Annotated in this window: 22 protein-coding genes, 2 tRNA genes and 2 pseudogenes; 9 read left to right on the top strand and 17 right to left on the bottom strand. The window is 70.6% G+C overall.

All coding sequences use genetic code 11. From position 1 onward, the window contains the following. Positions 1-8 precede the first annotated feature (8 nt). Positions 9-686 (top strand): macro domain-containing protein, encoded by a 678-nt coding sequence (locus AB0M46_RS01875; protein WP_363332309.1) that lies wholly within the window; start codon positions 9-11, stop codon positions 684-686. A 145-nt stretch (positions 687-831) separates the two neighbouring features. On the opposite strand, the gene AB0M46_RS01870 is transcribed toward AB0M46_RS01875, so the two are convergent. Further along, positions 832-1,164, bottom strand: coding sequence for a hypothetical protein (locus AB0M46_RS01870; RefSeq protein ID WP_363332307.1), 333 nt, complete (start codon positions 1,162-1,164; stop codon positions 832-834). 232 nt (positions 1,165-1,396) lie between these two features. Between AB0M46_RS01870 and AB0M46_RS01865 the strand changes: the two genes are divergently transcribed. Next, positions 1,397-1,469 (top strand) — tRNA-Asn (locus tag AB0M46_RS01865). Between the two features lie 92 nt (positions 1,470-1,561). Next, positions 1,562-1,635: transfer RNA gene (locus tag AB0M46_RS01860), tRNA-Ile, on the top strand. A gap of 393 nt (positions 1,636-2,028) precedes the next feature. Here AB0M46_RS01860 and AB0M46_RS01855 read toward each other — a convergent pair. Next, positions 2,029-2,238, bottom strand: a pseudogene (locus tag AB0M46_RS01855) (tyrosine-type recombinase/integrase); the annotation flags it as partial. A gap of 294 nt (positions 2,239-2,532) precedes the next feature. On the opposite strand from AB0M46_RS01855, the gene AB0M46_RS01850 reads away from it, so the two are divergent. Beyond that, positions 2,533-3,030, top strand: coding sequence for a hypothetical protein (locus AB0M46_RS01850; RefSeq protein WP_363332306.1), 498 nt, complete (start codon positions 2,533-2,535; stop codon positions 3,028-3,030). Between the two features lie 78 nt (positions 3,031-3,108). Then, positions 3,109-3,705: pseudogene (locus AB0M46_RS01845) on the top strand (transposase); the annotation flags it as partial. Positions 3,706-3,745: 40 nt separating this feature from the next. Here the strand turns inward: AB0M46_RS01845 and AB0M46_RS01840 are convergent. Together AB0M46_RS01840 and AB0M46_RS01835 are read right to left on the bottom strand one after the other, a co-directional pair. Then, positions 3,746-4,228, bottom strand: coding sequence for an NADAR family protein (locus tag AB0M46_RS01840; protein ID WP_363332305.1), 483 nt, complete (start codon positions 4,226-4,228; stop codon positions 3,746-3,748). 128 nt (positions 4,229-4,356) lie between these two features. Then, positions 4,357-4,506, bottom strand: a complete 150-nt coding sequence (locus AB0M46_RS01835; protein WP_363332304.1) for a hypothetical protein — start codon at positions 4,504-4,506, stop codon at positions 4,357-4,359. A 7-nt stretch (positions 4,507-4,513) separates the two neighbouring features. Here AB0M46_RS01835 and AB0M46_RS01830 point away from each other — a divergent pair, with 7 nt between their 5' ends. Both AB0M46_RS01830 and AB0M46_RS01825 read left to right on the top strand, forming a co-directional pair. After that, positions 4,514-4,708 (top strand): hypothetical protein, encoded by a 195-nt coding sequence (locus AB0M46_RS01830; protein ID WP_363332303.1) that lies wholly within the window; start codon positions 4,514-4,516, stop codon positions 4,706-4,708. A 460-nt stretch (positions 4,709-5,168) separates the two neighbouring features. After that, positions 5,169-7,268 (top strand): peroxidase family protein, encoded by a 2,100-nt coding sequence (locus tag AB0M46_RS01825; RefSeq protein WP_363332302.1) that lies wholly within the window; start codon positions 5,169-5,171, stop codon positions 7,266-7,268. A gap of 107 nt (positions 7,269-7,375) precedes the next feature. Here AB0M46_RS01825 and AB0M46_RS01820 read toward each other — a convergent pair whose 3' ends face one another. Continuing rightward, entirely contained in the window at positions 7,376-7,972 is a 597-nt protein-coding gene (locus AB0M46_RS01820; protein ID WP_363332301.1) for a TetR/AcrR family transcriptional regulator, read from the bottom strand. 65 nt (positions 7,973-8,037) lie between these two features. Between AB0M46_RS01820 and AB0M46_RS01815 the strand changes: the two genes are divergently transcribed. After that, positions 8,038-8,979, top strand: coding sequence for an NAD-dependent epimerase/dehydratase family protein (locus AB0M46_RS01815; RefSeq protein ID WP_363332300.1), 942 nt, complete (start codon positions 8,038-8,040; stop codon positions 8,977-8,979). Between the two features lie 14 nt (positions 8,980-8,993). On the opposite strand, the gene AB0M46_RS01810 is transcribed toward AB0M46_RS01815, so the two are convergent. Continuing rightward, positions 8,994-9,848: a HEAT repeat domain-containing protein gene (locus tag AB0M46_RS01810; RefSeq protein WP_363332299.1), complete on the bottom strand. Its 855-nt coding sequence runs from the start codon at positions 9,846-9,848 to the stop codon at positions 8,994-8,996. Positions 9,849-9,994: 146 nt separating this feature from the next. Further along, entirely contained in the window at positions 9,995-11,437 is a 1,443-nt protein-coding gene (locus tag AB0M46_RS01805) for a hypothetical protein (protein ID WP_363332298.1), read from the bottom strand. A gap of 179 nt (positions 11,438-11,616) precedes the next feature. Here AB0M46_RS01805 and AB0M46_RS01800 point away from each other — a divergent pair, with 179 nt between their 5' ends. Continuing rightward, the gene (locus AB0M46_RS01800; RefSeq protein ID WP_363332297.1) at positions 11,617-12,534 is read left to right on the top strand and encodes an aldo/keto reductase; all 918 of its coding nucleotides are present in this window, start codon (positions 11,617-11,619) and stop codon (positions 12,532-12,534) included. A gap of 54 nt (positions 12,535-12,588) precedes the next feature. Here AB0M46_RS01800 and AB0M46_RS01795 read toward each other — a convergent pair whose 3' ends face one another. The 10 genes from AB0M46_RS01795 to AB0M46_RS01750 form a co-directional block, all read right to left on the bottom strand. Beyond that, positions 12,589-13,092 (bottom strand): hypothetical protein, encoded by a 504-nt coding sequence (locus AB0M46_RS01795; protein WP_363332296.1) that lies wholly within the window; start codon positions 13,090-13,092, stop codon positions 12,589-12,591. 224 nt (positions 13,093-13,316) lie between these two features. Beyond that, a complete protein-coding gene (locus AB0M46_RS01790) occupies positions 13,317-13,847 on the bottom strand; it encodes a dihydrofolate reductase family protein (protein WP_363332295.1) in 531 nt (176 codons plus the stop codon). Between the two features lie 235 nt (positions 13,848-14,082). Further along, on the bottom strand, positions 14,083-15,090 hold the full coding sequence (locus AB0M46_RS01785) for a sugar phosphate isomerase/epimerase family protein (protein ID WP_363332294.1): 1,008 nt from the start codon (positions 15,088-15,090) through the stop codon (positions 14,083-14,085). A 303-nt stretch (positions 15,091-15,393) separates the two neighbouring features. Continuing rightward, on the bottom strand, positions 15,394-16,932 hold the full coding sequence (locus AB0M46_RS01780; RefSeq protein WP_363332293.1) for a ThuA domain-containing protein: 1,539 nt from the start codon (positions 16,930-16,932) through the stop codon (positions 15,394-15,396). Positions 16,933-17,131: 199 nt separating this feature from the next. Continuing rightward, entirely contained in the window at positions 17,132-18,313 is a 1,182-nt protein-coding gene (xylA, locus tag AB0M46_RS01775) for a xylose isomerase (protein WP_363332292.1), read from the bottom strand. An 85-nt stretch (positions 18,314-18,398) separates the two neighbouring features. After that, positions 18,399-19,535 (bottom strand): Gfo/Idh/MocA family oxidoreductase, encoded by a 1,137-nt coding sequence (locus AB0M46_RS01770; protein WP_363332331.1) that lies wholly within the window; start codon positions 19,533-19,535, stop codon positions 18,399-18,401. Between the two features lie 95 nt (positions 19,536-19,630). Next, positions 19,631-20,683, bottom strand: a complete 1,053-nt coding sequence (locus tag AB0M46_RS01765) for a substrate-binding domain-containing protein (protein ID WP_363332291.1) — start codon at positions 20,681-20,683, stop codon at positions 19,631-19,633. Between the two features lie 135 nt (positions 20,684-20,818). Next, positions 20,819-21,859, bottom strand: a complete 1,041-nt coding sequence (locus AB0M46_RS01760; RefSeq protein ID WP_363332290.1) for an ABC transporter permease — start codon at positions 21,857-21,859, stop codon at positions 20,819-20,821. A gap of 139 nt (positions 21,860-21,998) precedes the next feature. Further along, complete coding sequence (locus AB0M46_RS01755; RefSeq protein WP_363332289.1) at positions 21,999-23,585, bottom strand: sugar ABC transporter ATP-binding protein; 1,587 nt, start codon at positions 23,583-23,585, stop codon at positions 21,999-22,001. Beyond that, a complete protein-coding gene (locus AB0M46_RS01750; RefSeq protein WP_363332287.1) occupies positions 23,582-24,772 on the bottom strand; it encodes an ROK family transcriptional regulator in 1,191 nt (396 codons plus the stop codon). The genes AB0M46_RS01755 and AB0M46_RS01750 overlap by 4 nt, the downstream gene beginning before the upstream one ends. Between the last annotated feature and the right edge of the window lie 19 nt (positions 24,773-24,791).

Raw genomic sequence — 24,791 nt, 5'->3', positions numbered from 1 at the left:
CTCGCCCCATGACCGTCACGCAGGAAACGCCGACGCTCCGGGTCGTGCTCAGCGACGTCAACGCCAAGGTCGTGCAGGCCTGGCTGTCCGCCTTCGCCGACACCCCCGAAGTCGAGATCGTCAAGGGTTCCCTGCTCAACCAGCAGGTCGACGCCTGGGTGAGCCCGACCAACTCGCTGGGCCGGATGGACGGCGGCGTGGACGCGATCGTCAAGCGCCACCTCGGCGCCGGCATCCAGCTGCGCGTACAGCAGGCCATCCGCGCCCGCTTCGGCGCCACCCTGCCCATCGGCAGCGCCGTCTGCGTCCCCTCGGGCGCGGCGGTCCCGAAGTACCTCATCTCGACCCCGACGATGCACCACTCGGCCGAGGACGTCCGCGAGACCTTGAACGTTGCCCTGGCCTGCGCCGCCGCCTTCCAGGCCGTGCACATGCAGAACGCGGCCGAGCCGGGCAGCATCACCTCGGTGGCCCTGGTCGGGATGGGCGCCGCCACCGGGAAGGTCCCGCCGCAGGTCTGCGCCAACCTGATGTGGGCCGGCTACACCCTCTTCGGCGAGCACTCCTTCGACGACTACGACGAGCTGCGCGCCACCGTCCAGGACCAACTGGGCGACATCGACACCCGCCCGCGCGCCGGCCGCATCCGCATCACTCCCCCGGCCTCGCGGACGAGCCGCCGCTGAGCCCGTAGCGGGCGTGGGTCAGGCCCTCGCCGAGGCGGCGTTCGCCCGCGCCCAGGATCTCGCCGTCCAGGTCGACCTTCGGGCGCAGAAGACGCGAAAGGCCGGTCCGATCCGGACCGGCCTCACGCGTATGGGTGGCGGTTCCTCAGAAGCTTGTACCCCCCGACGGGGTGGTGGGCGCGCCGCTGGTCGCCATGTCACGCTCGATCGCGGGCGACTGCGACGAGTGCAGCAGCCGGTGCCCGATATCCGTCTCGGCGAAGCGGCTGTTGGCCAGCCTGTCGGTAACCTTCGTCTTGCCCTCGCTGTAGAGCCGCGTCGCCTGCTCCTGGACGACCCCGGCGGCCTCCTGCACCGTCGGGCTCTCCTTGATCTTCAGGGCAGTGGCCTTGAGCTCCTCATACTTCTCCCGGCCAGCCCGGGCACCGAGCACGAAGCCCGCGGCCAGACCGCCGAGGAACAGTAGCTTGCCGCGCATCGCGACCGACCTCCTTCTGACGACGCCGGGTATCGGTGCCTGGTGCGCCGTCCGTGTTGGCATACCCGCCCATCGTCGCTTCGACACATGGATCATGCACCGGTTTATCCCCGCCTACCCCCGAAGCGGTAGTCCCCACCGCGATTCGGGGATACCCGCTGGCGCGTACCCCCCGAGTCATGCTGTACTCTTTCCCGGTCGCCCTCGAACGACGGAGGACGGCAAGGCACGATCCCGCGTAGCTCAATTGGCAGAGCAGCCGGCTGTTAACCGGCAGGTTATAGGTTCGAGTCCTATCGCGGGAGCAACTTGGCCCCCTTCGGGGGGTCTTTTTTTGCGCCATCGACGCTCCGGGGCGACATCCTACTTGCGAGGCTCGGTAAGCTTGCGACGCTCGGGGGCGGTAGCTCAGCAGGTTAGAGCTGGGGACTCATAATCCCTTGGTCGCGGGTTCGAGTCCCGCCCGCCCCACAGGTGGGGTGAGCCCTGCTCGCGGAAAGCGCGAGCCGGGCACCCGTGGGATGTCTACTCCGGGGGCCGAGCCCCCGGAAACCCCGCGGTGCGGGGGTTGCGGTCCGTCTTCCTCGCGCGAGCGGGTTCGGCGACCCGGAGCGGGCCGGTACAGCAGCGGAGTACAGCAGTAGAGCCCAGGCGAGGGGGCTGACAGATGAGCGGGCAGCCATCGTGGGCGGTTCCGATGGCGAACCACGATCCGGACGCACCTGCCCTGGTTCCTGATCAATCTCGGCGTCGCCGACAAGGGCAAGACCGACTGCGGCGAACATGAGTGGTACAACGCCGGCGACGGGGTTGCTCACTGCTACCACTGCATGGTCGGGCAGAAACCGTACGACCCGGCCGACTTCAGCCAAGGCTCTCGCCCAGCTTCTTGAGTGCATCGCGAGTCTGCTGATCGGTCACCTGGGTGTACATCTCCATCGTGATCTTGAAGTTCGCGTGCCGGAGAATCTGCATCGCCACCCGCGGGTGAACGTCCAGGTCCGCCAGCAGCGACCCGCAGGTACGCCGGGCGTCGTGCACGGTGATGTGCCAGAGGCCCGCCTCGTCGCAGCGGCGGTCCCGGATGATCTGTAACAGCCCCGGCTAGATGATCTTCGCACGTCATGGCAGCGGGGCTTCACCGGCAGCCAGTGATGTCGGTCGACGTCGTAGAGATCCATGGGCCGGGCCACGTCGAGCTAGCGGATCTCCCAGGGGCACGACCCAGGGGACGGTGGGCGGCGTGCAACCCGGCGCGGCGACAACTGCGTCGTACACGCAGAACAACGGCGGATCCAGGCCCCGGGCGCCCGCTGGCTGGGCCGGAACCTGTACGGGACGCCGACCACCGACTGGCAGCCGCCCACCATGATCAGCGCCGGCGGCACACAGGCCAGCGGCCAAATGTTCTACGGCGGCAGCAACCTCCAGATCGGCTCGCTTGAGGGCAGCCTCCAAATCCAGATCACCGACTACCGCCTGTTCTGCTCCGGTACGGCGGCCTCAACCAACCCGAAGTGCGGGCCCGACGCCCTCCAGCGGTCCAAGCAAGCCCAGGAGAACGGGCTCACCTGCCAGATACGAAATGGCCCGGCGCCCGGCTGCGTCCGGCGCACCGGCCCGCACGGCGAGCGGGTCGCAGTGCGGACCTCGTCAGTCAAGCCACCGAAGCTCAGCGGCCCTTGGGCGTTCGTCACCCACGACGTGCAGGTCGAGCTGCCCGACGGGCGGGTGCTGGACATCAGCGTTTCCAACGAGGTGGACGGCGCCGAGTCTGGCGGCCGGCCGCACCAGCAGGATTCGCCGCTAAGCGTGGACCAGGTGGTGGCCATCGCCTCAGACGTCGCCGAAAAGATCAAGCCCTGACGGCGCCGGGAGTAGGAGCTGGCCGCGCGTACGGGCCTCAGCGTCCGCACGATACGCCGTCTGGAAGCCGATGGCTGCTTCCCGGACCGGGTCTTCGCGTTCGACGAGTTCGGCCCGCTCGGCATCCGGCCCACCGCGGGCTCGGGCTGGGCCGAACAGCGACGTCCCGACCGGTTGCCGGCCACCTACCGCCGCACGCACCGAGTCAGGTACTTCCATGGCTGCTACTCGGTCGGAGAGGACCGTCTGTGGGGCGTCAACCGCCGCAGGAAAGGCGCCGCCAACACGCTGGCCGCACTGAAATCGATCTGCGCAGCCCGCCCCGACGGCGCCCCGATCTACGTGATCATGGACAACCTGTCCGCCCACAAGGGCACCGACATCCGTCGCTAGGCCAAGAAACACAAGGTCGAACTGTGCTTCACCCCGACCTACGCCCCCTGGGCCAATCCGATCGAGGCGCACTTCGGACCGCTGAGGCAGTTCACCATCGCCAACTCCCACCACCCCAACCACACCGTGCAGACCCGCGCCCTGCACGCCTACCTGCGGTGGCACAACGCCAACGCCCGCCACCCCGACATACTCGCCGCACAAGGCCGAGAACGTGCCCGCATCCGCAGCGAGAACGGCATCCGCTGGGGAGGGCGCCCCGCCCTCGAGACCGTGGCCTGAGCCGTCCTACACATGCGGCACACCGCACACATGTCCCGGATCACCGCCTCGGGCGGCGGCCATCGCTGTCGAGAGTTTCGGCGAGTTCGGCGCGCAACTGGCTACGGGTGCGCACCAGAATCCGCCCGAGCATGTTCTTGCCGTTCCCGGTCCTGCCCCGACCCCAGTAGTGATCGGTGGTGGTGTCCTCGACGATCTCTTCGTCACCGGTGGACAACAGAATGTCGCGGATATCGGCATGCGCGCGGAACTTGGTTACCACCGCACGGCGCATCACGTCGCCCTTGACCCGTTCCCAGTCCCTCCGCAGAGGTTTTGACGAGTCACGGCCCAGCTCCGCTGCCCGCAGCGGTGTGCGAGCACGACGGACGAGATCCGCGTGACGAGTGCCCTTGAATTTCTGCGCCTGGAAGTAGTGCTCCGAGGTCGGCCACCAGACCCCGTCGAGGTCGTAGCCGTGATCGGAGAAGTTCGAGAAGCATCCATAAGGGACTTCGCCGGCGCCATAGAAGTAAATCGTCACGGGAACCTCACGGGCGTTACGGAAACCCGCACCGTCTCAGGCATGCACCAGCCCCCGCAACCAGTTTCTTTCACCAGGCCCGGCCTTTCAACGCGCCACCGACCCGGTGAACCTTCCCGGTCAGAGCACTAGGCGCTTTCGTCGAGGGCACCGGCGCAGAGATCCAGGCCGGACTGGACCAGGATGGTCAGCGCGCTGTCGCCCTCGACTGGTACGCGCAGGCTTCCCAAAACGGCCACTGGCGCGGCCCGGCCGCGGCTGGTCTGATAGCAGTTCACCTCACGAGTGGAAGAGGGACTGGTGGATTCGTTCTCGGACGCGATCGACGCGATAGAAAAGCTCGATAAGAAGTACGACAAGATGACCATTGACCAGCAGTTGAAGCTGGCCGAGGTCAAGGCCTTGACATCGATTGCGCTGGCACTCTCGGCCATCCACCACGGTGGCATCAACCCCCGCTACGATCCGGACGTCGACTGACACCAGCGCATGGGCTGCCCTGAAGGCAGCGCTGCCACGTCCGCTGTCCGGCACCGCCAGCGACGCCGCCGGGGGCTATTGATCTGTATCTGGCAAGGTCCTTTACAGATATGATGATCATCTATTGATTTTTGTCTGGATCAAGTCCAGACTAGCCCCACGGCGCCGGCGTTCCGCCTGTCGTGCCGAGAGCCGGTCGGCACGCGCACCGCGCAACCGGACCATACCCAACATCTCTGGCGAGCCCTTCCGCTTCGCCGTCCCTCGGCCGAACGGCGCGCAACATACCGTGCGTTGCGCAGAAGTTCGTTTGGATCGCAGAGCCGGGCACGCCACACGCGAGGCTTCGAGCCGCGTGGGAGGAACCATGTCGTGTTCATCCGCCCCAGTCCACCCGAGTCGCCGGCCCCTCCGGCGACGACTCCGACACGCGCTGCACACGATCGTCGTCGGCGCCACCATGACCAGCCTGCTGGTCATCGGCGCGCATGCAGCCCAGGGCGCCGTCCCCTTCGAGGTGGAGAGCCTCGACGGCAGCCACAACAACCTCGCCCGGCCGGCCCAGGGCCAGGCGGGCACGGCCTATTCCAGGGTGGCTGCCGCGCGGTACGCCGACGGCCGTAGCCAGCCCGTGGCCGGACCGAACAGCCGCCAGGTCAGCAACCGCATCTTCAACGACGTGCACCAGAACATCTTCTCCGAGCACCGGGTGACCCAGTGGGGCTGGACCTGGGGCCAGTTCCTCGACCACACCTTCGGGCTCGCCGCCGGGGGCACCGAGGCCGCGAACATCCCGTTCAACGCCAACGACCCGCTGGAGACCTTCTCCAACACGCTGGGCGTCATCCCGTTCACCCGCGACCTCAGCGCGCCGGGCACCGGCGTCACCAGCCCCCGCCAGCAGGTCAACACCGTCAACTCGTACATCGACGCGTGGGCCGTGTACGGCGGCACGTCGCAGCGTCTGGAGTGGATGCGCGACGGGGCGTACGACAACAACATGGCCAACAACGCCGCGACCCTGATGCTGCCCGGCAGCTACCTGCCCCGCCGCACGGCCCGGGGCAACCCGGCCGCCGCCCCGGCGATGAACGTCGACGGCCGGCTCGCGGCGAATCCCGACAACGCCGCGGTCGCGGGCGACGTGCGAGCCAACGAGAACCTTGCGCTGACCGCGACCCACACGCTCTTCGCCAGGGAGCACAACCGGATCGTGTCCATGCTGCCGACCTCGCTCAGCGCCGAGGACCGGTTCCAGATCGCCCGGCGGATCGTGATCGCCGAGCAGCAGTACATCACCTACAACGAGTTCCTGCCGGCGATGGGCGTCAACCTGCCGCAGTACACCGGCTACAACGCCAACGTGGACACCACGTTGAGTAACGAGTTCGCCGTCGTCGGGTACCGCGCACACAGCCAGATCCACGGCGAGTTCACGGCGACGACGCAGGCGTCTCGCTACACGGCGGCCCAGCTGTTCAACCCGGACGTGCTGCCCGCCATCGGCCTCGGGCCGTTCCTGACCAGCCTGAGCGAGTCGCAGTACAACAACGACGAGATGATCGACAACCAGCTGCGCAGTGTGCTGTTCCAGGTGCCCGTCACGGGCAACCCGACCTGCCTGGACGGCCCGACGCTGCCCGCCTGTTTCACCGGCGTGGTCGACCTCGGCGCGATCGACATCGAGCGCGGCCGCGACCACGGCATGCCCAGCTACAACCAGCTCCGGCAGGCGTACGGGCTCGCGCCCAAGACCTCGTTCACGGCCGTCACCGGCGAGGCCACCGACGCCTTCCCGGCCGGCTCCGGCGCCGACAACCCAAACAGTCTCGACTTCCTGCGCACCGCCGACATCAACGGCACCGCAACGGTCGTCGGCGCCGCGGACGGCTCGACCTCCGGCGTCCGCCGCAGCACCACCGCCGCCCGGTTGCGCGCGGTGTACGGCAATGTCAACAACATCGACGCCTTCACCGGCATGATCGCCGAGCAGCACGTGCCCGGCACCGAGTTCGGCGAGCTGCAGCGCGCGATCTGGACGAGGCAGTTCCTCGCGCTGCGCGACGGCGACCGGTTCTTCTACGGCAACGACATGGGGCTGACGACGATCGCCGCACAGTACGGGATCGACTTCCACACGACGCTGGCCCAGGTCATCTCCCGCAACACCGACACGCCGGCCGCCGACATCAACCCCAACGTGTTCCTTGTCCCCGACGACGACCTGCCGGCCGCGACGTGCAAGGTCGCCTACCGGGTGGTCACGACCTGGCCCGGGTTCTTCCAGGTCGACATCAGCCTGACCAACCAGTCCGGCGTCGCGTTCAACGGCTGGAACCTGCAGTGGCAGTTCGCCGACGGCCAGGCATTCTCCCAGGGCTGGAACGGCACGTTCAGCCAGAACGGCGCGACGGCAAGCATCGCCAACGCGAGTTGGAACGGCGTGCTCGCCGCAGGAGCGACGCTGACGGGGGTGGGCTTCAACGGCACCTGGGACAATGTCACGGGTGCGCTCCCGGTGAACTTCACGGTCAACGGCAAGCGCTGCGCACTCGGCTAACCCGCCGGCGCCGCGGGACGCCCACCGTCCCGCGGCGCCGGCACACCGCACGAGGTGTTCGAGGTGTTCTTCGCCGTGGGCAGCAGCGATTTCGGGGCGGAGCGGCGTTATCCCGTGGCCAGCCCTCGCACCATCGTGTCGAAGGCCCTGCCCCAGTGGCGGCCTGCCTCGTCGGAGTCGCCGAGCGCGCCGCGCAGTTCGAGGCTGCAGAGTCCGTGTGCGAGGCCATTGAGGATGACGGCGAGGTCGGAGGGCGCGGCGGGCGCGAACGCACCCTCCGCTGTGCAGCGAGTGACGGCGGCGACCAGCGCGTCGAACGTGGGCTGGATCAGTGCGGAGGTCTCGGCGTCGGGCTGGAACTCGGGGACCGGCCGCCCGAACATCAGCTCGTAGAGGTGGGGGTTCGCGAGGGCGTTCGCGCGGTAGGCGTGGCCGAGCGCGAGCAGGTCGGCGACGGCGTCATCGGTGTGGGGCACGGCGGCGAACGCCTCGGCGAGGCGCTCGAACCCGGCCAGGAACATCTCGCGAACCAGCCCGGCCTTGTCGCCGAAGAGGCTGTAGACGGCCGTGGTGGACACGCCGGCCTGCTGTGCGACGCGGCGGGTGCTCAGCGCCGACGGGCCCTCGGCGGCCAGGAGCCGGCCGCCGGCGTCGACGAGGTCGCGGCGGAGGTCGGCGTAGTCCCGGTTTCTGGGTCTTGCCATGACGGCGATCGTACCGTAACGTCGTTATATAACAGCGTTACTAAATCGGGCTGAGGGGAAGCGTCATGTCCGACCTGCACGTGGTCCTCGGCGCCACCGGTGCGATCGGCTCGGCCGTCGTCGCCGGGCTCACTGCCGGTGGTCACCGGGTCCGCGCGGTCAGCCGGGGTGCGGCCGCCGGTCCGGACGGCTTGCGCGCCGACGTCACGACCACCGAGGGGGCCGTCGCCGCCTGCGCCGGTGCCGCGGTCGTCTACCAGTGCGCGCAGCCGAAGTACGGGCGCTGGGCCGAGGAGTTCCCCGGTTTCACCCGCACGATCCTCACCGGCGTCGAGGCCGCCGGGGCGAAGCTGGTCATGGCCGACAACCTCTACGTCTACGGGCCCGTCGAAGGACCGATGACCGAGGACCTGCCGCACGCCGCCACCAACCCCAAGGGCCGGGCCCGCGCCGAGGTGGACGAGCTGATCCTCGACGCCCACCGGTCCGGGCGGATCCGCGCGACGCTGGGACGGGCCTCCGACTACTACGGCCCCGGAGGCGTCAACACCGTCATCGGCCCGACCGTCTTCGCCGCCGCCCTGGCCGGGAAGACGGCCCGCTGGGTGGGCGACCTCGATCAGCCGCACACCGTCGCGTACCTTCCCGACGTCGCCGCCGGTCTCATCACCCTCGGCGAGCGCGCGGAGGCCGACGGGCGCGCCTGGCACCTACCGGCCGCCGCGCCGGTCACCGGCCGTGCGTTCCTCGATCTCGTGTGGGCGGCGGCGGGCGGCAAGCCCCGGGTCGCCGGACTCAGCCGGACGGCGCAGCGCCTGATCGGACTGTTCAACCCGACCGTCCGCGAGCTCGGCGAGACCTGGTATCAGCGTGACCGGGCGTTCATCGCCGACGACTCGGCCTTCCGGGAAGCGTTCGGCCCCATCAAGGTCACCCCGCACGCGGAAGGCGTGGCCGCGACGCTCGACTGGTACCGGCAGCCTGCCAGTCGGCGGCGCATCGGGTAAGGGAACGCAGGTCTTCAGCCGGGACGCTGCTCGCGGGCGGCGATGGCGGCCTGGATGCGGCGCAGCGTGCGCATGGCCTTCTTCGCCGCGACACGAACCTCGCCGTCGAAGACCGTCGCGCCGCGGTCCTCGGCCTGCAGGCGCTCCAGCGTGGGGGCGACCCGTTCGTCGCCGGTCGAGCCGAGGGCGACCGCGGCCCAGTAGCGGCGGTTCGGGTCCGGGTCGGCGGCGGCCGCGATCAGCCGCGGGATGACCTCCGGGGCGAACAACGCCAAGGCGCTGGCGATGTGGCCGATCCGCGCGAAGCGGCGGTGCTCGAACTCGTGCCACAGCGCGTCCAGCGCTTCCGGGCCGCCGATGTCGGCCAGGGCCTCCGCGGCCCGCAGGCGCACCCAGTCGACGTCGTCGGCGAGCAACGGGCGCAGCGCCGGCACGACGGACGCGTCGCCGAGCCGGCCGAGGGCCTTCACCGCCTCGTCCACCACCATCCATTGCGGATGGTCGAGAAGCGAGACCAGCTTCGGTACCGCATCCCGCACACCCAATGCCGCGCAGCCCATGGCCGCCCAGGCCTGGCAGTTGTACCGCGTGTCGGCAAGCGCCGCGAGGAGCGGCTCGCGCAGGGTGTCCTTCGGGGTGTGCGCGGCGAATGCCTCGGCCTGGTTCATCGCCCGGGTGTAGAGCGAGCGGTGATAGTCGGGGTAGTCGCGGACGAGGGCGTGCAGCGCCGCGACCGCCGCCGGGTCGCCCGAGTCGCGGGCCCGATCGAGCAGCCGATAGAGGTGCGCCTCGCGGGTGGCGAGGTCGCCGGCGCGCAGGCCGTCGAGGTCGGCGTTCGTCACAGCGTCCGCGCCCGGCCGGCGGACCATCGCGCCACCTGTCGCTCGGGAGCGCTGTCGTCGGCAGAGGTCATGGACGGCATCATACGGCGGGGGTACCCCGCACACGCCGGCCCTGCTCCAGGGGCACCATGACGTCGGACCTGCCTCTTCGCCGCGGGCGACGCTGCTGCGGACTAGGTGCGGGCGGCGCCGATACCCATCAGGACCGCGATGCCGAGGGCGCTGCGTGCGGAGTACGGCTGGCGCCACAACCCTCCGTGGGCCGCCGCGAAAGCCTCGTCCTGCCACGGGTGCTCCCCCACCGGACGATCGGCGTTGAGATCGTGGACGAGCAGCGCGGCCATGAGCGTATTGCTGGTCGCCGGCTCGAAGATCTCGATGCCGAAGCGGTGGGCGCCGGCGAACGCGGCGGCGAGGAGGCGGTTCTTCACCACGCTGCGGGTGCGGGTGGCCGGCGCGACGGCGAACGACACCGCCATACCCGCGGCCCGGGCCTCAGCCGCCCGCCATCGCTGCAGCCGTTTCGCGAGGGCGTAGTTCGGGCCCTGCTGCGGTACCAGACTGTCGTTGATCCCCGGATAGAGGCCGGGCGGATAGTTGCGGGTGAGCAGCCGGCCGGCGCTGAGCACCCGCAACGGCCGCCGGACCCGCCCGATGCCGGTCGCCGCCGCGTAGCGCCGGTTCGCCTCGTCGACCGCGTCGTCGGGCACGGCGAACACGTCGGTCGGCGTGGCCAGGAACGCGAGCCCGAGGTCGGGCCGGCGCTCGCGCAGGCGGACGGTGAGCGCGTCGACGGCCATCGCAACCCGGACGTTGAGCGCCCCGTCGGCGTAGACGTAGTTGCCGAGCACGAGCCGCCCGTCGAGGCCCTCGATCCACTCGGCGACCCGGCCGAGGTCGTGCAGCAGGTCGGCACCCTGCTCCTCGCCGGCCACCGGCAGGTGGAGGCGGCCCGCGTACCGCTCGGCCAGGGCGGTCAGCCGCTGCCAGATCGCCGGCCGGGGCAGGTCGACGGCGACCACCTCGGCACCCCAGCGCAGCAGCGCCCGCAGCGGACCCATCTCCGCGCCGGCGCCGAGGACGACGACGCTGCGCCCGGGCAGGGACAGCCAGCCGGGGTTCGCGGCGACGGTCCGGACCATGTCGGCGCAGGAGCGCTCGATCGTGCCGGCGGCGACCCAGTGCTCGAGCTGGCGGTCGAGTTCCTCGCCGGCGAGGTGGCGGCCACGGTACGGCACGATGAGCTCACGCTCCGCCTCCCCCGTCCCCGTCACGGTCGCCGTCGCCAGCGGCGGCCCACCCGGGGTGAACGCGGCGTCGAGGGGTTCTTCGTCGCCGTCCGGTTTGCCCCGGTACCGCATCCGCTCGTGCAGCGACGCAAGCCCGTCCCGGGCGATCCGCAGCGCCGCGTCGCGGGACGGCAGCCCCGCCTCGACGAGCCGCCGGAAGTGCACCAGGTAGTCGTGACGCCAGTCGGTCGACGCCTCGGCACCCCGGGCCCCGATCGGATCGACACCGCGCAGCGCGTCGGCCACCACCGCCCGCCCCAGCGCCGAGGTGCTGGGCCTGCCATCGACGCTCGGGACGACCACACCGGTCGGGTTCACATTCGGCACGCCGGCCAGTGTGCCAGCCGTCGCTCCCCCCAGCCCACCGACTCGGACCAGGGCCAGGGCCTGCTGGTGACGGTCGGGCAAAGGCGGACATGAACCCGTCCCGGATCGCGGCCGCCCGGACCCGGTTCGCCCTGATATACAGGGAGGAACCCGGCTCGGGGCCGGCGTTGGATGGGATCATGGGAATCTTCGATCGGCTGGCGGGGGCCTCTCGGATCGGGCTGGGTCTGGCGGCCGTCGGGCGCCCCGGCTACATCAATCTCGGCCGCGCCGCGGACCTGCCGGGCGAGCGGACGGTCGACACGATGCGCGACCGCGCGCACGACCTTCTCGACCGGGCGTACGCGGCCGGCATCAGGTACGTCGACGTCGCCCGCTCCTACGGGCGGGCCGAGGAGTTCCTGGCCCAGTGGCTGCACGCCCGGCCGGACGTCGACGACGTCGTCGTCGGCAGTAAGTGGGGCTACACCTACACGGCCGGGTGGCGGGTCGACGCCGAGGTGCACGAGGTCAAGGACCACGGCGTCGCCACCTTCGACCGGCAGCTCGGCGAGACCCGGGCCCTGCTCGGCGACCGCCTCGACCTCTACCAGATCCACTCGGTCACCCCGGACAGCCCAGCGCTGCGCGACGAGGTCCTGCACCGCCGGCTCGCCGGGCTCGCCGAACAGCGCACGGTGATCGGGCTGTCGACCAGCGGCCCCGCGCAGGGCGAGGCGATCCGGGCCGCGCTCGGCGTGCGGGTCGACGGGCGGCCCCTGTTCCGTAGCGTGCAGGCCACCTGGAACCTCCTGGAGCCCAGCGCCGGGCCGGCGCTCGCCGAGGCGCACGACGCGGGGTGCCTCGTCATCGTGAAGGAGGCGCTGGCCAACGGTCGTCTCGCCGTGGGCGGGGACGCACCCGGCGACGCCGCCGCACTCGCGGCGGCGCTGCGGCAGCCCTGGGCGACCATCGTGCTGTCCGGGGCCGCGACCGGCGACCAGCTGGCCTCGAACCTGCGAGCGGAGGAGCTCACCGTCGAGCTGGCCCGGTGGAACGACCTGGCGATGCCCGCCCCGCAGTACTGGCAGGAGCGCTCGCGCCTACCGTGGCGTTAGGGGCTGGAGGAGCGTTGGGCGCCCACCCGCAGAGCCCCCTGTGCCGGGTATTGGTCAACGGCGGGCGTACGCCTCGGCGAGCTTGCGGTGCTCCCGGTCGTCGGTGCGGGCGGCCAGCGCGAGGAGCTGGGGTGTCGCGGTGTCCGGGTTGTGCCGCCGCCAGCCGGTGAGCAGTTCGTCCCGGGCCGCCTGCGGCGCGTCGGCGGCGTGCGCGACGACGACCTCGGCGGTCTCGTCGAACAGATCCTGCAGCACGGGGACGGTGGCGCCCAGCTGGCGGCGCAGGTAGCCGGCGAACGCCGCGACGCCGAGCGGGGTGAGCCCGGCCCGGCCGTGGTCGAGCTCCACCACCCCCAGCAGGGCGAGCTGCGCGAGCAGCTGGCTGACGTCCTGGTCGGCCGTCTTGCGCAGGGAGGGGTCCTCGGCGTCGACGAACGCCGCGTCGGCGGCGACCTCGAAGGCGAGGCCTGCGAGCTCGTCCTCGGCCAATGGGCCCCGGGCCTGGTACAGCGCCATGAGGATCGCGAACGTCGCCTCCTCGAACCGCCAGCCGATCACCGACGCGAGGTAGCCGGCGGGGCAGACCGCCTCGCGGATGGTGAAGAAGGCGTCGAAGGCCCGAGTCGGCCGCGGGGCCCGGCAGTTCGGCGTCGGCCGGCACGTGCACGATCGGCAGTGGCGGCTGCGCCGCGTCCTCGGTGCTCCGGTGGTTGGCGGCGATCTGGTCGAGGAGCCGCTGGTCCACCTCGATCCGGCCGGCCCGGGCCGCCGGGCCGGGCGGCTCAGGCCGGGCCGTAGGTCAGGTGCACGACCCCGGTCGGGTACGTCTCGGAGCCGTTCAGCCGCAGCGGCACCCGCGACGAGGAGAACAGCCGCTTCCCGGTGCCCACGGCGATCGGGCAGATCATGAGGTGGAGCTCGTCGATCAGGCCGGCGGTCAGCAGGGAGCGGACCAGGGTCGCGCTGCCGGTGATCGTGATGTTGCCGCCGTCCTGAGACCTGAGGTCGGCCAGTGCGGCCGTTACGTCACCGCCGATGACCTTGGCGCCGGACCATTCGGCCGTGCTCAGCGTGGTCGAGGCGACCAGTTTCGGGGTGTTGTTCATGAAGTCCGCGACCTCGCCCTCCTGGCCCGGCCAGATCGCGGCGAACTCCTCGTACGTCCTGCGGCCCAGGAGCAGCAGCTCGGTGGCGTCGCGGCGGGCCTTGATCGACTGGGCGACCTCGGGGCAGAAGTACTGGAAGCTCCACTGCTCCGGGGCCTCCACCACGCCGTCCAGCGCCATGTGCAGGCCGGCAACGATCTTGCGCATCTGACTCTCCTTCGCGGTTGGCCTTGCCCTCTGCCAACGCGTCGAAGAGCGCCGCCCCGCTTCGACAGCGGAGCGGAAAAATTTGTCGAGCGGCCCGCACCCGAGAAGGTGCGGGCCGCGATCAAAAGACAATGCATGGCTCAGGTCCGTGCAACTGACGGCCGTTGCTCCCGTCAGAGACCGGTCGGCCCTGGGGGCCTCCCTGCCAGGTCCGTTGTGCCAAGAACGGTACGGCTCAGGACGACGACGAGAAGGCCGCGTCGAAGGCGGCGGCCGGCGCGTCGAAGGCCAGGCGGCGCACGAACTGCAGGGCCTCGGGCGCCCCGACCAGGCGGTCCATCCCGGCGTCCTCCCACTCGATCGAGATCGGGCCGTTGTACCCGATCGCGTTGAGCGCCCGGAAGCTGTCCTCCCACGGCACGTCGCCGTGGCCGGTCGAGACGAAGTCCCAGCCGCGGCGCATGTCGGCCCACGGCAGGTGCGAGGCCAGCCGGCCGCGGCGGCCGTCGCCGGTGCGCACCTTGGCGTCCTTGCAGTCCACGTGGTAGATGCGGTCGGCGAAGTCGAAGATGAAGTTCACCGGGTCGAGCTCCTGCCACACGAAGTGCGACGGGTCCCAGTTGAGGCCGAACGCCGGGCGGTTGCCGATCGCCTCCAGGGTGCGCTTGGTGGTCCAGTAGTCGTAGGCGATCTCGCTGGGGTGCACCTCGTGCGCGAACTTGACCCCGACCTCGTCGAAGACGTCGAGAATCGGGTTCCAGCGCTCGGCGAAGTCCCGGTAGCCGTCCTCGATCATCTCCGGCGGGACCGGCGGGAACATGGCCAGCGTGTGCCAGATCGACGAGCCGGTGAAGCCGACCACCACGTCGACGCCGAGCTTGCGCGCGGCCCGGGCGGTGTCCTTGATCTCCTCGGCGGCGCGCCGGCGCACGCCCTCGGCCTCCCCGTCGCCCCAGATGCGGGCCGGCAGGATGCCCTGGTGGCGCTGGTCGATCGGGTGGTCGCAGACCGCCTGGCCGACCAGGTGGTTGGAGATGGTCCAGACCTTCAGGTTGTACTTCGCGAGCGTCTCCAGCTTGCGCTCCACGTAGGAGTCGTCGGAGACGGCCTTGTCGACCTCGAAGTGGTCGCCCCAGCAGGCGATCTCGAGGCCGTCGTAGCCCCATTCGGACGCGAGCCGGCAGACCTCCTCGAACGGCAGGTCGGCCCACTGGCCGGTGAAGAGCGTGATTGGACGCGCCATGTTGCAGTCCTCCGGTGAAGGGGATCCAGGCGCGAGGGAGACCTGTGGATGTACGTGATCAAACAGGAAATACGTGGGTTGCGCCCCCACGCAGCCATCGTAAAAGACCAGCTGGCAAACGGAAAGAGGTTCCCCGCCCGCCCGGACCGCGCCGCATCCGAGACCCCGGCCGGAGTCGGCGTCACCGAGCCGGGTGTCCAAGGAACGACGCATGCAGTGTCCGGGCGGGCGGGGCCTGAAGGAAGGGCCGGTCGGCGTCGCGGCCCTACCTCCGTCAATGTGCGCCGATCGGCAGAGGTCGTCTCAGCCGATCAGCGTGAACTCGTCGATGTCGAACAGCGACCCGGACCCGCCGTGGAACACCAGGTACACCGTCGTGGCGGCGTTCGTGGCGAGCGGGATCGAGGCCTCCTGGAAGGTGTCCCAGCTGCCGGTGTTGGGCACCGCCAGCGAGCCGAGCAGCGCACCCGTCGGCGAGCCGGCGCGGAACTCCACGGTGCCGCCGGGCCCGGCCGAGGACCACCGCACGCGCACCCCGGCGACGCTGGACAGCGTCACCCCGGAGTAGGCCGCCCAGTCGTTGTTGTCGATGAAGCCGGCCGTCTGGCCGCCGACCGCCGTGCCGTGCGCGGCGACCTGCAGTCCGCTCATCGACGACCAGGCCTCGCCCTGCTTCGTGGTGGCGTTGCGGGCGAGGGTGAACTGGTCGACGTCGAACAGCGAGCCGCCGGTGCCGCGGAACACGAGGTACAGCGACGTGGACGTGCTGGAGGCCAGCGGCGTGAAGACGTCGCGGAAGGTCTCCCAGGAGCCGGTGTTGGGCACCGCGACCGAGCCGAGCAGCGTGCCCGTCGTCGAGCCGGCACGGAACTCGATGGTGCCGCCGGCACCGGCCGAGGCGATGCGCGTGGTGACGCCCTTGACCGCCGACAGGTTCACGTTGCTGAACCCGATCCAGTCGTTGGGGTCGATGTAGCCGGCCGTCTTGCCGCCGACCGCCGCGGTGTGGCCGGCGACCTGGACGCCGCCGGTGCTGGTGTACGCCTCGCCCTGGTAGACCGAGTTGTTCGACGGCGCCGGCGGCGCGCAGTCGGCGTCGACCCGCTTGGCGGTGTACCGGATGGCGCCCAGCAACAGGTTGGTGAAGTTGGGATCGGTGTAGCTCTCCTCCGTGTGGCCGAGGCCGGTGTAGAAGGAGCGTCCGCTGTCGATGGTCTTGCACCAGGTGATCGGGTGGTCCCCGTTCATGGTGCCGCCGGAATAGGACGACTCGTTGAGCGAGGCGAGCACGTGCGAGGTGCTGCGCGGGTTGGTCTGGTAGTTGTACCACTCGTCGGTGCGCACCCAGGTCGCCCCGAGATGGGCCGTGGCCGGGTGCGTGCGGTCCTCGACGTTGACCGTGGCCTGCTGGATCGCCGGGTGAGAGGCGAACCAGGCGCCGACCAGGGTGCCGTAGAAGGGCCAGCTGTACTCCGTGTCGGCGGCCGCGTGTACGCCGACGTACCCGCCGCCCCCGCGGATGTAGGCCTCGAACGCGGCCTGCTGGGTGTCGTCGAGCACGTCGCCGGTCGTCGACATGAACACCACGGTCTGGTACTGGGCGAGGTTGGCGGCGGTGAACGCCCCCGCGTCCTCGGTGGCGGTGACGGTGAAGTTGTTGGCCGTGGCGAGCGTCTGGATGGCGGCGATGCCATTCGGGATGGACGAGTGGCGGAATCCTGCGGTCTTGGAGAAGACCAGCACCTTGTACGGCGCGTCGGCCGCGCTGGCGGGCGCGGCGCTCAACGCGCCGGCGGCAACGAGGCCCACCGTAGCGGCGGCGAGCCACGAGCGGATGGTCATGACAGTTCCTCACGATCAACTCGTCGGGTCTGCGCGCGCCGCCGCGCTGTCATGTGCTGATGGAGTTGTCCGGGCCCGGCGCGGCGCCTGGCTGGCACCGCGCCGGCGCTCCGGTCTTGCCCCTCCCGGCCCCGGTACCCCCACCCGCGGGGCGCAACCGCGGATGGACCCTCGCTACCGGCGCTCGGGAGAGCAGTCTTCAGCCCCGAATGCCCAGCAGGTGCTCCATGGCCAGCTGGTCGAGGCGCTCGAAGGCCATCCCGCGGGCGGCCAGCGTCTCCACGTCGATCTCGTCGGCCCGCAACTGGTCCAGGGTCTCCCCCGGCATCAGCGTCGGCACCGACAGCTCGTCCACCCGGGCGGTGGCCAGGGCGGCGGAGACCTCGGGGTCGTCGCGGAACGTGCGGACCTTCTCCTTGAGGATCAGGTAGTTGCGCATGCAGGCCGCCGCGGTGACCCAGACCCCCTGGGTGTCCTCGGTGCGCGGCGGCTTGTAGTCGAAGTGCCGCGGCCCGGCGTAGGCGGTCGGGAAGCCCGAGCTGTTCTCGAGCACGTCGACGGTCCAGAACGCGCCGCGGAGGTTGCCGGCGCCGAAGCGCAGGTCCTGGTCGAAGCGCGGGCCGTGCTGCCCGTTGAGGTCGATGTGGAACAGCTTGCCGTGCCACAGCGCCTGGGCGATGCCGTGCGCGAAGTTCAGCCCGGCCATCTCCTCGTGCCCGACCTCGGGGTTCAGCCCGACCCGGGACGGCTCGTCCAGCGTGGAGATCAGCGCCAGGGCGTGGCCGATCGTCGGCAGCAGGATGTCACCGCGCGGCTCGTTCGGCTTGGGCTCGATCGCCAGGCGGATGTCGTAGCCGCGCTCGCGGATGTAGGCGCAGATCGCGTTGATCGCCTCGCGGTAACGGTCCAGGGCGGCCCGCATCTGCTTGCCCGCCCCGGACTCCGTGCCCTCCCGGCCGCCCCACAGCACGTAGGTCGGCGCGCCGAGCTCGGCCGCGAGGTCGATGTTGCGCAGCACCTTCTGCAGTGCGAAGCGCCGCACGGCGCGGTCGTTGGCGGTGAACGCGCCGTCCTTGAAGACCGGGTGGCCGAAGAGGTTGGTGGTGGCCATCGACACGACCAGGCCGGTGCCGTCGAGGGCCTGCCGGAAGCGCGTCACCGCCTTGTCGCGCGCGTCCTCGTCGCTGCCGAACGGGATCAGGTCGTCGTCGTGGAAGCTGACCCCGTACGCCCCCAGCTCGGCCAGCCGGTGCACGGTCTCGACCGGGTCGAGGGCCGGGCGCGACGCCGAGCCGAAGACGTCCTGGGCCTGCCAGCCCACCGTCCACAGCCCGAACGAGAACCGGTCGGCCGGCGTGGGGACATACGGGTCTGTGCTCATGCCAACGCCTCCGCTGCGCTCCGGCGCCGGCCTGAGCCAACGCTGCGCCAAAGGTTCGCGGCCCCTCCGCTCCGCTCCGGACCGCTCATGCCGCCACGCTCACCCAGGAGGAGTCGGACCGCTGGACGGCGTCGAGCACCAGCTGCACCTGCAGCGCGTCCTCGAAGGAGGGCGTCGGGTCGGCCCCGGTCGCCACCGCCTCGATGAAGTCGCGCAGCTCGTGCGTGAACGAGTGCTCGTAGCCGATGATGTGCCCCGGCGGCCACCAGGCGCCGAGGTACGGGTGCTCGCCCTCGGTCACCAGGATCTTGTTCCACCCCTGCTCGGCGGCGGGCCGGGTGGCGTCGTAGTACTCCAGCTCGTTGAGGCGCTCGAGGTCGAAGGCCAGGGAGCCGTACTCACCGTTGATCTCGACCCGCAGCCCGTTCTTACGCCCGGTCGCGAACCGGGTCGCCTCGTAGGTGGCCACCGCACCCCCGTCGAGCCGCGCGATGAACAGCGCCGCGTCGTCGACGGTGACCTCCCCCGTGGCGCTGCCGGCGCTGGCCGACAGCCCGCTGGCGGCCTCCGGCAACGGCCGCTCCTTGATGAACGTCTCGGTCAGCCCGGACACCCCGGTGATGCGCTGGCCGGTGACGAACTGGGTCAGATCGATGATGTGCGCGCCGATGTCGCCGAGCGCGCCCGATCCGGCCTTGTCCCGCTGCAGCCGCCACACCAGCGGGAAGCTCGGGTCGATGATCCAGTCCTGCAGGTACACGGCCCGCACGTGCCGGATGGCACCGAGCCGGCCGGCCGCGACCAGATTGCGCATCAGGCTCACGGCCGGCACCCGCCGGTAGTTGAAGCCGCAGGCCGAGCGCACGCCCCCGGCCCGGGCCTTGGCCGCCGCCGCGACCATCGCGCGGGCCTCCTCGACGGTGTTGGCGAGCGGCTTCTCGCACAGCACGTGCTTGCCCGCCTCGAGCGCCGCGATGGCGATCTCGGCGTGGCTGTCGCCCGGGGTACACACGTCGATGACGTCGATGTCGTCCCGGGCGATCAGCTCGCGCCAGTCGGTCACCGCCTCGGCCCAGCCGAGCCTGGCCGCGGCCTCGGTCACCTTCGCTTCATCGCGACCGCAGACGGCGACCATGGTCGCCCGCGCGGGCAGGTCGAAGACCCGGTTCACGGTTCGCCACGCCTGGGAGTGCGCGGCGCCCATGAACGCATAGCCGACCATGCCGACGCGCAGCTCCCCGCTGCTGCCCTGACTGGACACTGGCGGTTCCTTTCCTACTTTGGACTTCGGGCCTAGCTATGAATTTCGTACGGTGTTCAGGACTTGAATCCGAGCGGCAGGTACTTGTCGACGTTCTCCTTGGTGATCGTCTCGGACTGCAGCACGATCAGCTTCGGCACCTGCAGCTCGACCAGGTCGCCCATGCCGTTGCCCTGGGCCGCGAGGCGGGCCAGGATGATCGCCGACGAGGCCATCGACGGCGGGTAGGTGACCGTCGCGGTGAGCACGGTGTCCCCGGCCTTGATGTGGTCCATCGCGTCGCGCGAGCCGGCGCCGCCGACCATGAAGAACTCCTTGCGCCCGGCCTGCTGGATCGCGGCCAGCACGCCGACGCCCTGGTCGTCGTCGTGGTTCCACACGGCGTCGAGCTTCGGCGCGGCCTGGAGCAGGTTGGCCGCGGCGGACTGGCCGGTCTGCACGGTGAAGCCGGCGGCGACCCGGTGCTTGACGGTCAGGCCGTAGCCCTTCAGCGCGTCGGCGAAGCCCTTCGAGCGGTCCTTGGTCAGCTGCAGCTCGTCGATGCCCGGGATCTCGCCGATGACCGCGTCGGTCTTGCCCTTGAGCTTCTCGCCGATGTAGTGCCCGGCGGCGATGCCCATGCCGTAGTTGTCGCCCTTGATGAGGGAGAACGAGGCGGCCGGGTCGGAGAACTCGCGGTCGAGGTTGATGACGATGATGCCGGCGTCGGTGGCCTTCTTGCCGATCGCGGTGAGCTGCGCGCCGTCCTGCGGCAGCATCACGATCGCATCCGGCTTGCTGGCGATGACGGTCTCCAGCGCGGCGATCTGGGCCGGCGCGTCCTTACCGGCGTCGATCACCTTGAGGGTCACGTCGGAGAACTTGGCCGCCTGCGCCTTGGCGTTGGCGGTGATGGCGCCGATCCAGCCGTGGTCGGCGGCCGGGGCGGAGAAGGCGATGGTCACCGGCTTGCCGGGGGCGGCGCTGGCGGCGTTGGCGTCCTTGACGTTCGCCTGGGGCGCGCTGTCCTTCGTCTCGTTCGACGTGCAGCCGGCCAGCAGTGCGCTGGCGCCGATCGCCGCCCCGCCGAACAGCATGCGGCGGCGGGACATGTCGGGCGAGGTGCTCATCTCACGACCTCCAGGTCGTCTGTGGGAATTTGGGGGGATTTCGGGGTGTACGTCGGGTGCGTTCTGGGTGCACCGATCAGCGCTGCCGTCCCGGCGTGGACGGCGGCGTGTGCGCTGGCGGGGTGGGGTGTGGCGCTATGAGGAGGCGGGCCGTCGCCGCAGCGACCAGACCCGGAACTGCTGAATCAGCACGGCGACGACGATGATGCCGCCGTTGATGATGCGCTGCAGATCGAGCTGCAGGTTGTTGATGATGAACAGGTTGGTGATCTGCGTGAAGATCAGCACGCCGAGCAGCGAACCGATGATGGTGCCGCGGCCGCCGGTCAGGGCCGTGCCGCCGATGATCGCGGCCGCGATCGCGTTGAGCTCGTAGAGGTCGCCGTGGGTGTTGCTGCCGGACTGCGCCTGCGAAACCACGATCAGGGCGGCGATGCCGCAGCAGATGCCCGACAGCACGTAGAGCGAGACGGTCTGCCAGCGCACGTTGATGCCGGCCAGGCGGGCCGCCTCGGCGTTGCCGCCGATCGCGATCGTGCGGCGGCCGAAGGTGGTGCGGTTGAGCAGCACCCAGGCGAGCGCGACGACGACCAGGAAGATCACGACCACCCACGGCACCCCGAGGATCTTGTTCAGGGCGAAGCCGTTGATGAACGCGTCGCGGTTGATCTGGGTGTGCGAGCCGGAGATGCTCTGCGCGAGGCCGCGGGCCGACAGCATCATCGCGAGGGTCGCAATGAACGGCACCAGCCGGCCGAAGGCGATCAGCGTGCCGTTGACGAGACCAGCGACGGCGCCGACGATCAGCGCGGTGAAGATCATGGAGGCCGCGCCGTAGCTCTGCGTGGCCACCGTCGTGCACCACACGCTGGCCAGGGCCAGCAGCGCGCCGACCGACAGGTCGATGCCGCCGCTGATCATCACGAAGGTCATGCCGACGGTCAGCACCCCGATGCTGGAGGCCTGGGTGAGCACCGTCAGCTCGTTGCTCCAGAGGTTGTGACCGTCGAGGAAGATGTCGGGCGCGGTGACGGCGCCGATGATCAGCAGGCCTACCAGCACGCCGACCAGGGCGAGGTTGCGCTTCGCGCTGTCCGCACTGTCCCGCTGCCACCAGCTCTGCTCGGTGATGCGGGGCGGGTCGTGCACGTCGACCGGTTCCGTGGCGGTACTCATGCTGTCCTACCTTCGATAAGGGAAGGAACGAGAGCGACGCGGCTTGCCCGCCTCCGCTTCGCCCCGGCAGTCATGCCGTGCTTGCCAAGACAAAGAACATGGGCAGGGCGGCATGCCTGCCTCCGCTTCGCTCCGGCAGTCATGCCGCAACCTCTTCGGCGGCCGGGCCCGCGGGGGTTGCCCCGTCCAGCAGCGAGCCGGCCATCACGAGGTCGAGCACGATGTCTTCGTCGAGTTCGTCGGCGGGCGCCTCGCGCACGACCCGGCCCTCCCGCATGACCAGCACGCGGTCGGCGAGGCCGAGCACCTCGGGCACCTCGCTGGAGACGAGGAGCACGCCGACGCCTTCGTCGGCGAGCCTGCGGATCACCTGGTACAGCTCTGCCCGCGCCCCCACGTCGACGCCGCGGGTCGGCTCGTCGAGCAGCAGCAGCTTCGTCTCGCCGAGCAGCCAGCGCCCGACGACCACCTTCTGCTGGTTGCCGCCGGACAGCGTGCGCACCGGGCGCCGTACGTCGGCCGGGCGCAGGTCCAGCCCGCGGGTCACCTCTTCGGCGGCCGCGCGCTCCTTGCCGGCGTCGGTGAAGCCGGCCGTGGCGTAGCGGGCGAAGCCGGCCAGGGTGACGTTGCGGTAGATCGGCTCGGCCAGCAGCAGCGCCTGGCTCTTGCGCTCCTCCGGGGCCATCCCGATGCCGGACCGCACGGCCGCGCTCACGCTGCCCTTGCGCAAGCGCTTTCCCGCCAGCTCGATGGTCCCGGCGCTCGGCCGGCGGGCGCCGTAGATGCTCTCCAGCACCTCGGAGCGCCCGGAGCCGACCAGCCCGGTGATGCCGACGATCTCGCCGCCGTGCACCTCCAGCGACACGTCGGCGAACCGCCCCGGCAGCGTGAGGCCCTCGACCCGGAGCAGGGGCGCGCCCTCGAAGGTGCGCGCGGCCGGCCGCTCGGGGAAGACGTACTCGATGGTCCGGCCGGTCATCCGGCTGACCAGCTCGCGGTTGGGGGTGGACTTCGCGTCGAGGTTGGCCGCGGTGGTGCGCCCGTCCTTGAGCACCGTCACCCGGTCGCCGATCTCGCGGATCTCGTCGAGCCGGTGCGAGATGTAGATGACCGCGATGCCCTGGGCGGTGAGGCCGCGCACGATCCGGAACAGGTTCTGCACCTCGTCGTGGGCCAGCACCGCGCTCGGCTCGTCCATGATGAGCAGCCGGGCCTCGCGCGACAGCGCCCGGCCCATGCTCACGATCTGCTTGGCGGCGGCGGGCAGCTTGCCGACCTCGCGCCCGGCCGGGATCTCGGGGTGGCCGAGGCGCTGCAGGATCGCGGCGGCGCCCTTGCGCATCGCGCGCCCGGCCACGAAGCCGGCGCTGTTGGGCTCGTGGCCGAGGTAGATGTTCTCGGCCACGGTGAGCCCGTCGACCAGGTCGAGCTCCTGGTAGATGGTGGCGATGCCGGCCTTCATGGCGGCCTGCGGGCTGCCGAACGAGACTTGCTCGCCCTGCCACAGGATCTCGCCCGAGTTCGGTGCGTGCGCCCCGGACAGGATCTTGATCAGCGTCGACTTGCCGGCGCCGTTCTGCCCGAGCAGGCAGTGCACCTCGCCCGCGCGCACCTCGAGTTGGACCCCGTCGAGCGCGCGAACGCCGGGGAACGTCTTGACCACATCGGTGAGCCGGAGGACCACGTCCGCCGGTGAGGAATCCTGGTGTTCCGGTAGTGCTGTCACGATGGCCGTCCATATGCGAGTTCGCTGGCCAGCACCGCGGCGCCCACGACGCCGGCGCGAGGGCCGAGCTCGGACAGGACGACCGGCAGGTTGCCGGTCGCAAGGGGCAGCGAGCGCCGGTACACCACGCTGCGGATTTCGGCGAGCAGGATGTGCCCGAGCCCGGCCAGTCCCCCGCCGATCACGATCATCGACGGGTTGATGAAGCTGACCAGCCCGGCGAGCACGCCGCCGACCCGGCGTCCGCCGTCGCGGATGAGCCGGATACAGGTGACGTCCCCCTCGGCCGCGCCGTCGGCGACGTCCTTGGCGGTCACCACCCCGTTGGCGTTGAGCCGGTCGGCCAGGGCCGGCGAGGCCCCGCTACGCGCCGCCGCGGCCGCGTCACGCGCGAGCGCGCCGCCGCCGAAGAGCGCTTCCAGGCACCCGACGTTGCCGCAGGCGCACACCGGCCCGTGGCTGTCGACCTGGATGTGGCCGATGTCGCCGGCGCAGCCGTCCGTCCCGCGGTACACCTCGCCATTGAGGTAGATGCCGCACCCGATGCCCGTGCCGACCTTGAGGAACAGCAGGTTGTCCACCGAGTGCGCGACGCCGCCGTAGCGCTCGCCAATGCTCATGATGTTGACGTCGTTGTCGACGACGACCGGGCAGTTGTGCTCCCGCCCGAGCGCCTCTCGCACCGGGAACCGGTCCCAGCCGGGCATGATCGGCGGTGACACCGGCACCCCGTCCCGGAAGCTGACCGGCCCAGGCACGCCGATCCCGATGGCGTGCAGCCGCTCGAAGGCGGCCTCCGCCCGGAACTTGTGCAGGATCTCGTTGACCCGCTGCAGGATCACCTTCGGTCCCGAACGGATGTCCGCCGGCTCCCCGTAGGCGGCCACGGGCTCCAGCCGCCCGTCGGTGATCTCCACATCGATCGAGCTGGCCCCGAGGTCGACCGCGGCGAAGCGCAGCCCCGGGTTGAGCTCGACCAGCGTGGAGCGCCGCCCGCCGCGACTGGCCGCCGGCCCCGCCTCCCGGATGAGCCCGGTGGCGACCAGGGCGTCCAGGTCGGCCAGCAGCCGCGGTCGCGGCACCTCGAGTCGATCGGCCAGCTCCGCCCGCGACAACGCACCGGTGTCCCGCAACAGGCGGAGCAGCCGCGACTGTACCGGGTTGTCGATCGCGGAGACCGTGTTCATCGGATTCATCGGAGCCACC

Source organism: Dactylosporangium sp. NPDC051485 (assembly GCF_040682015.1).
Classification (GTDB): domain Bacteria; phylum Actinomycetota; class Actinomycetes; order Mycobacteriales; family Micromonosporaceae; genus Dactylosporangium.
The sequence above is the reverse complement of the archived record's forward strand: the minus strand, read 5'-3'. Positions and strand labels throughout refer to the sequence as shown.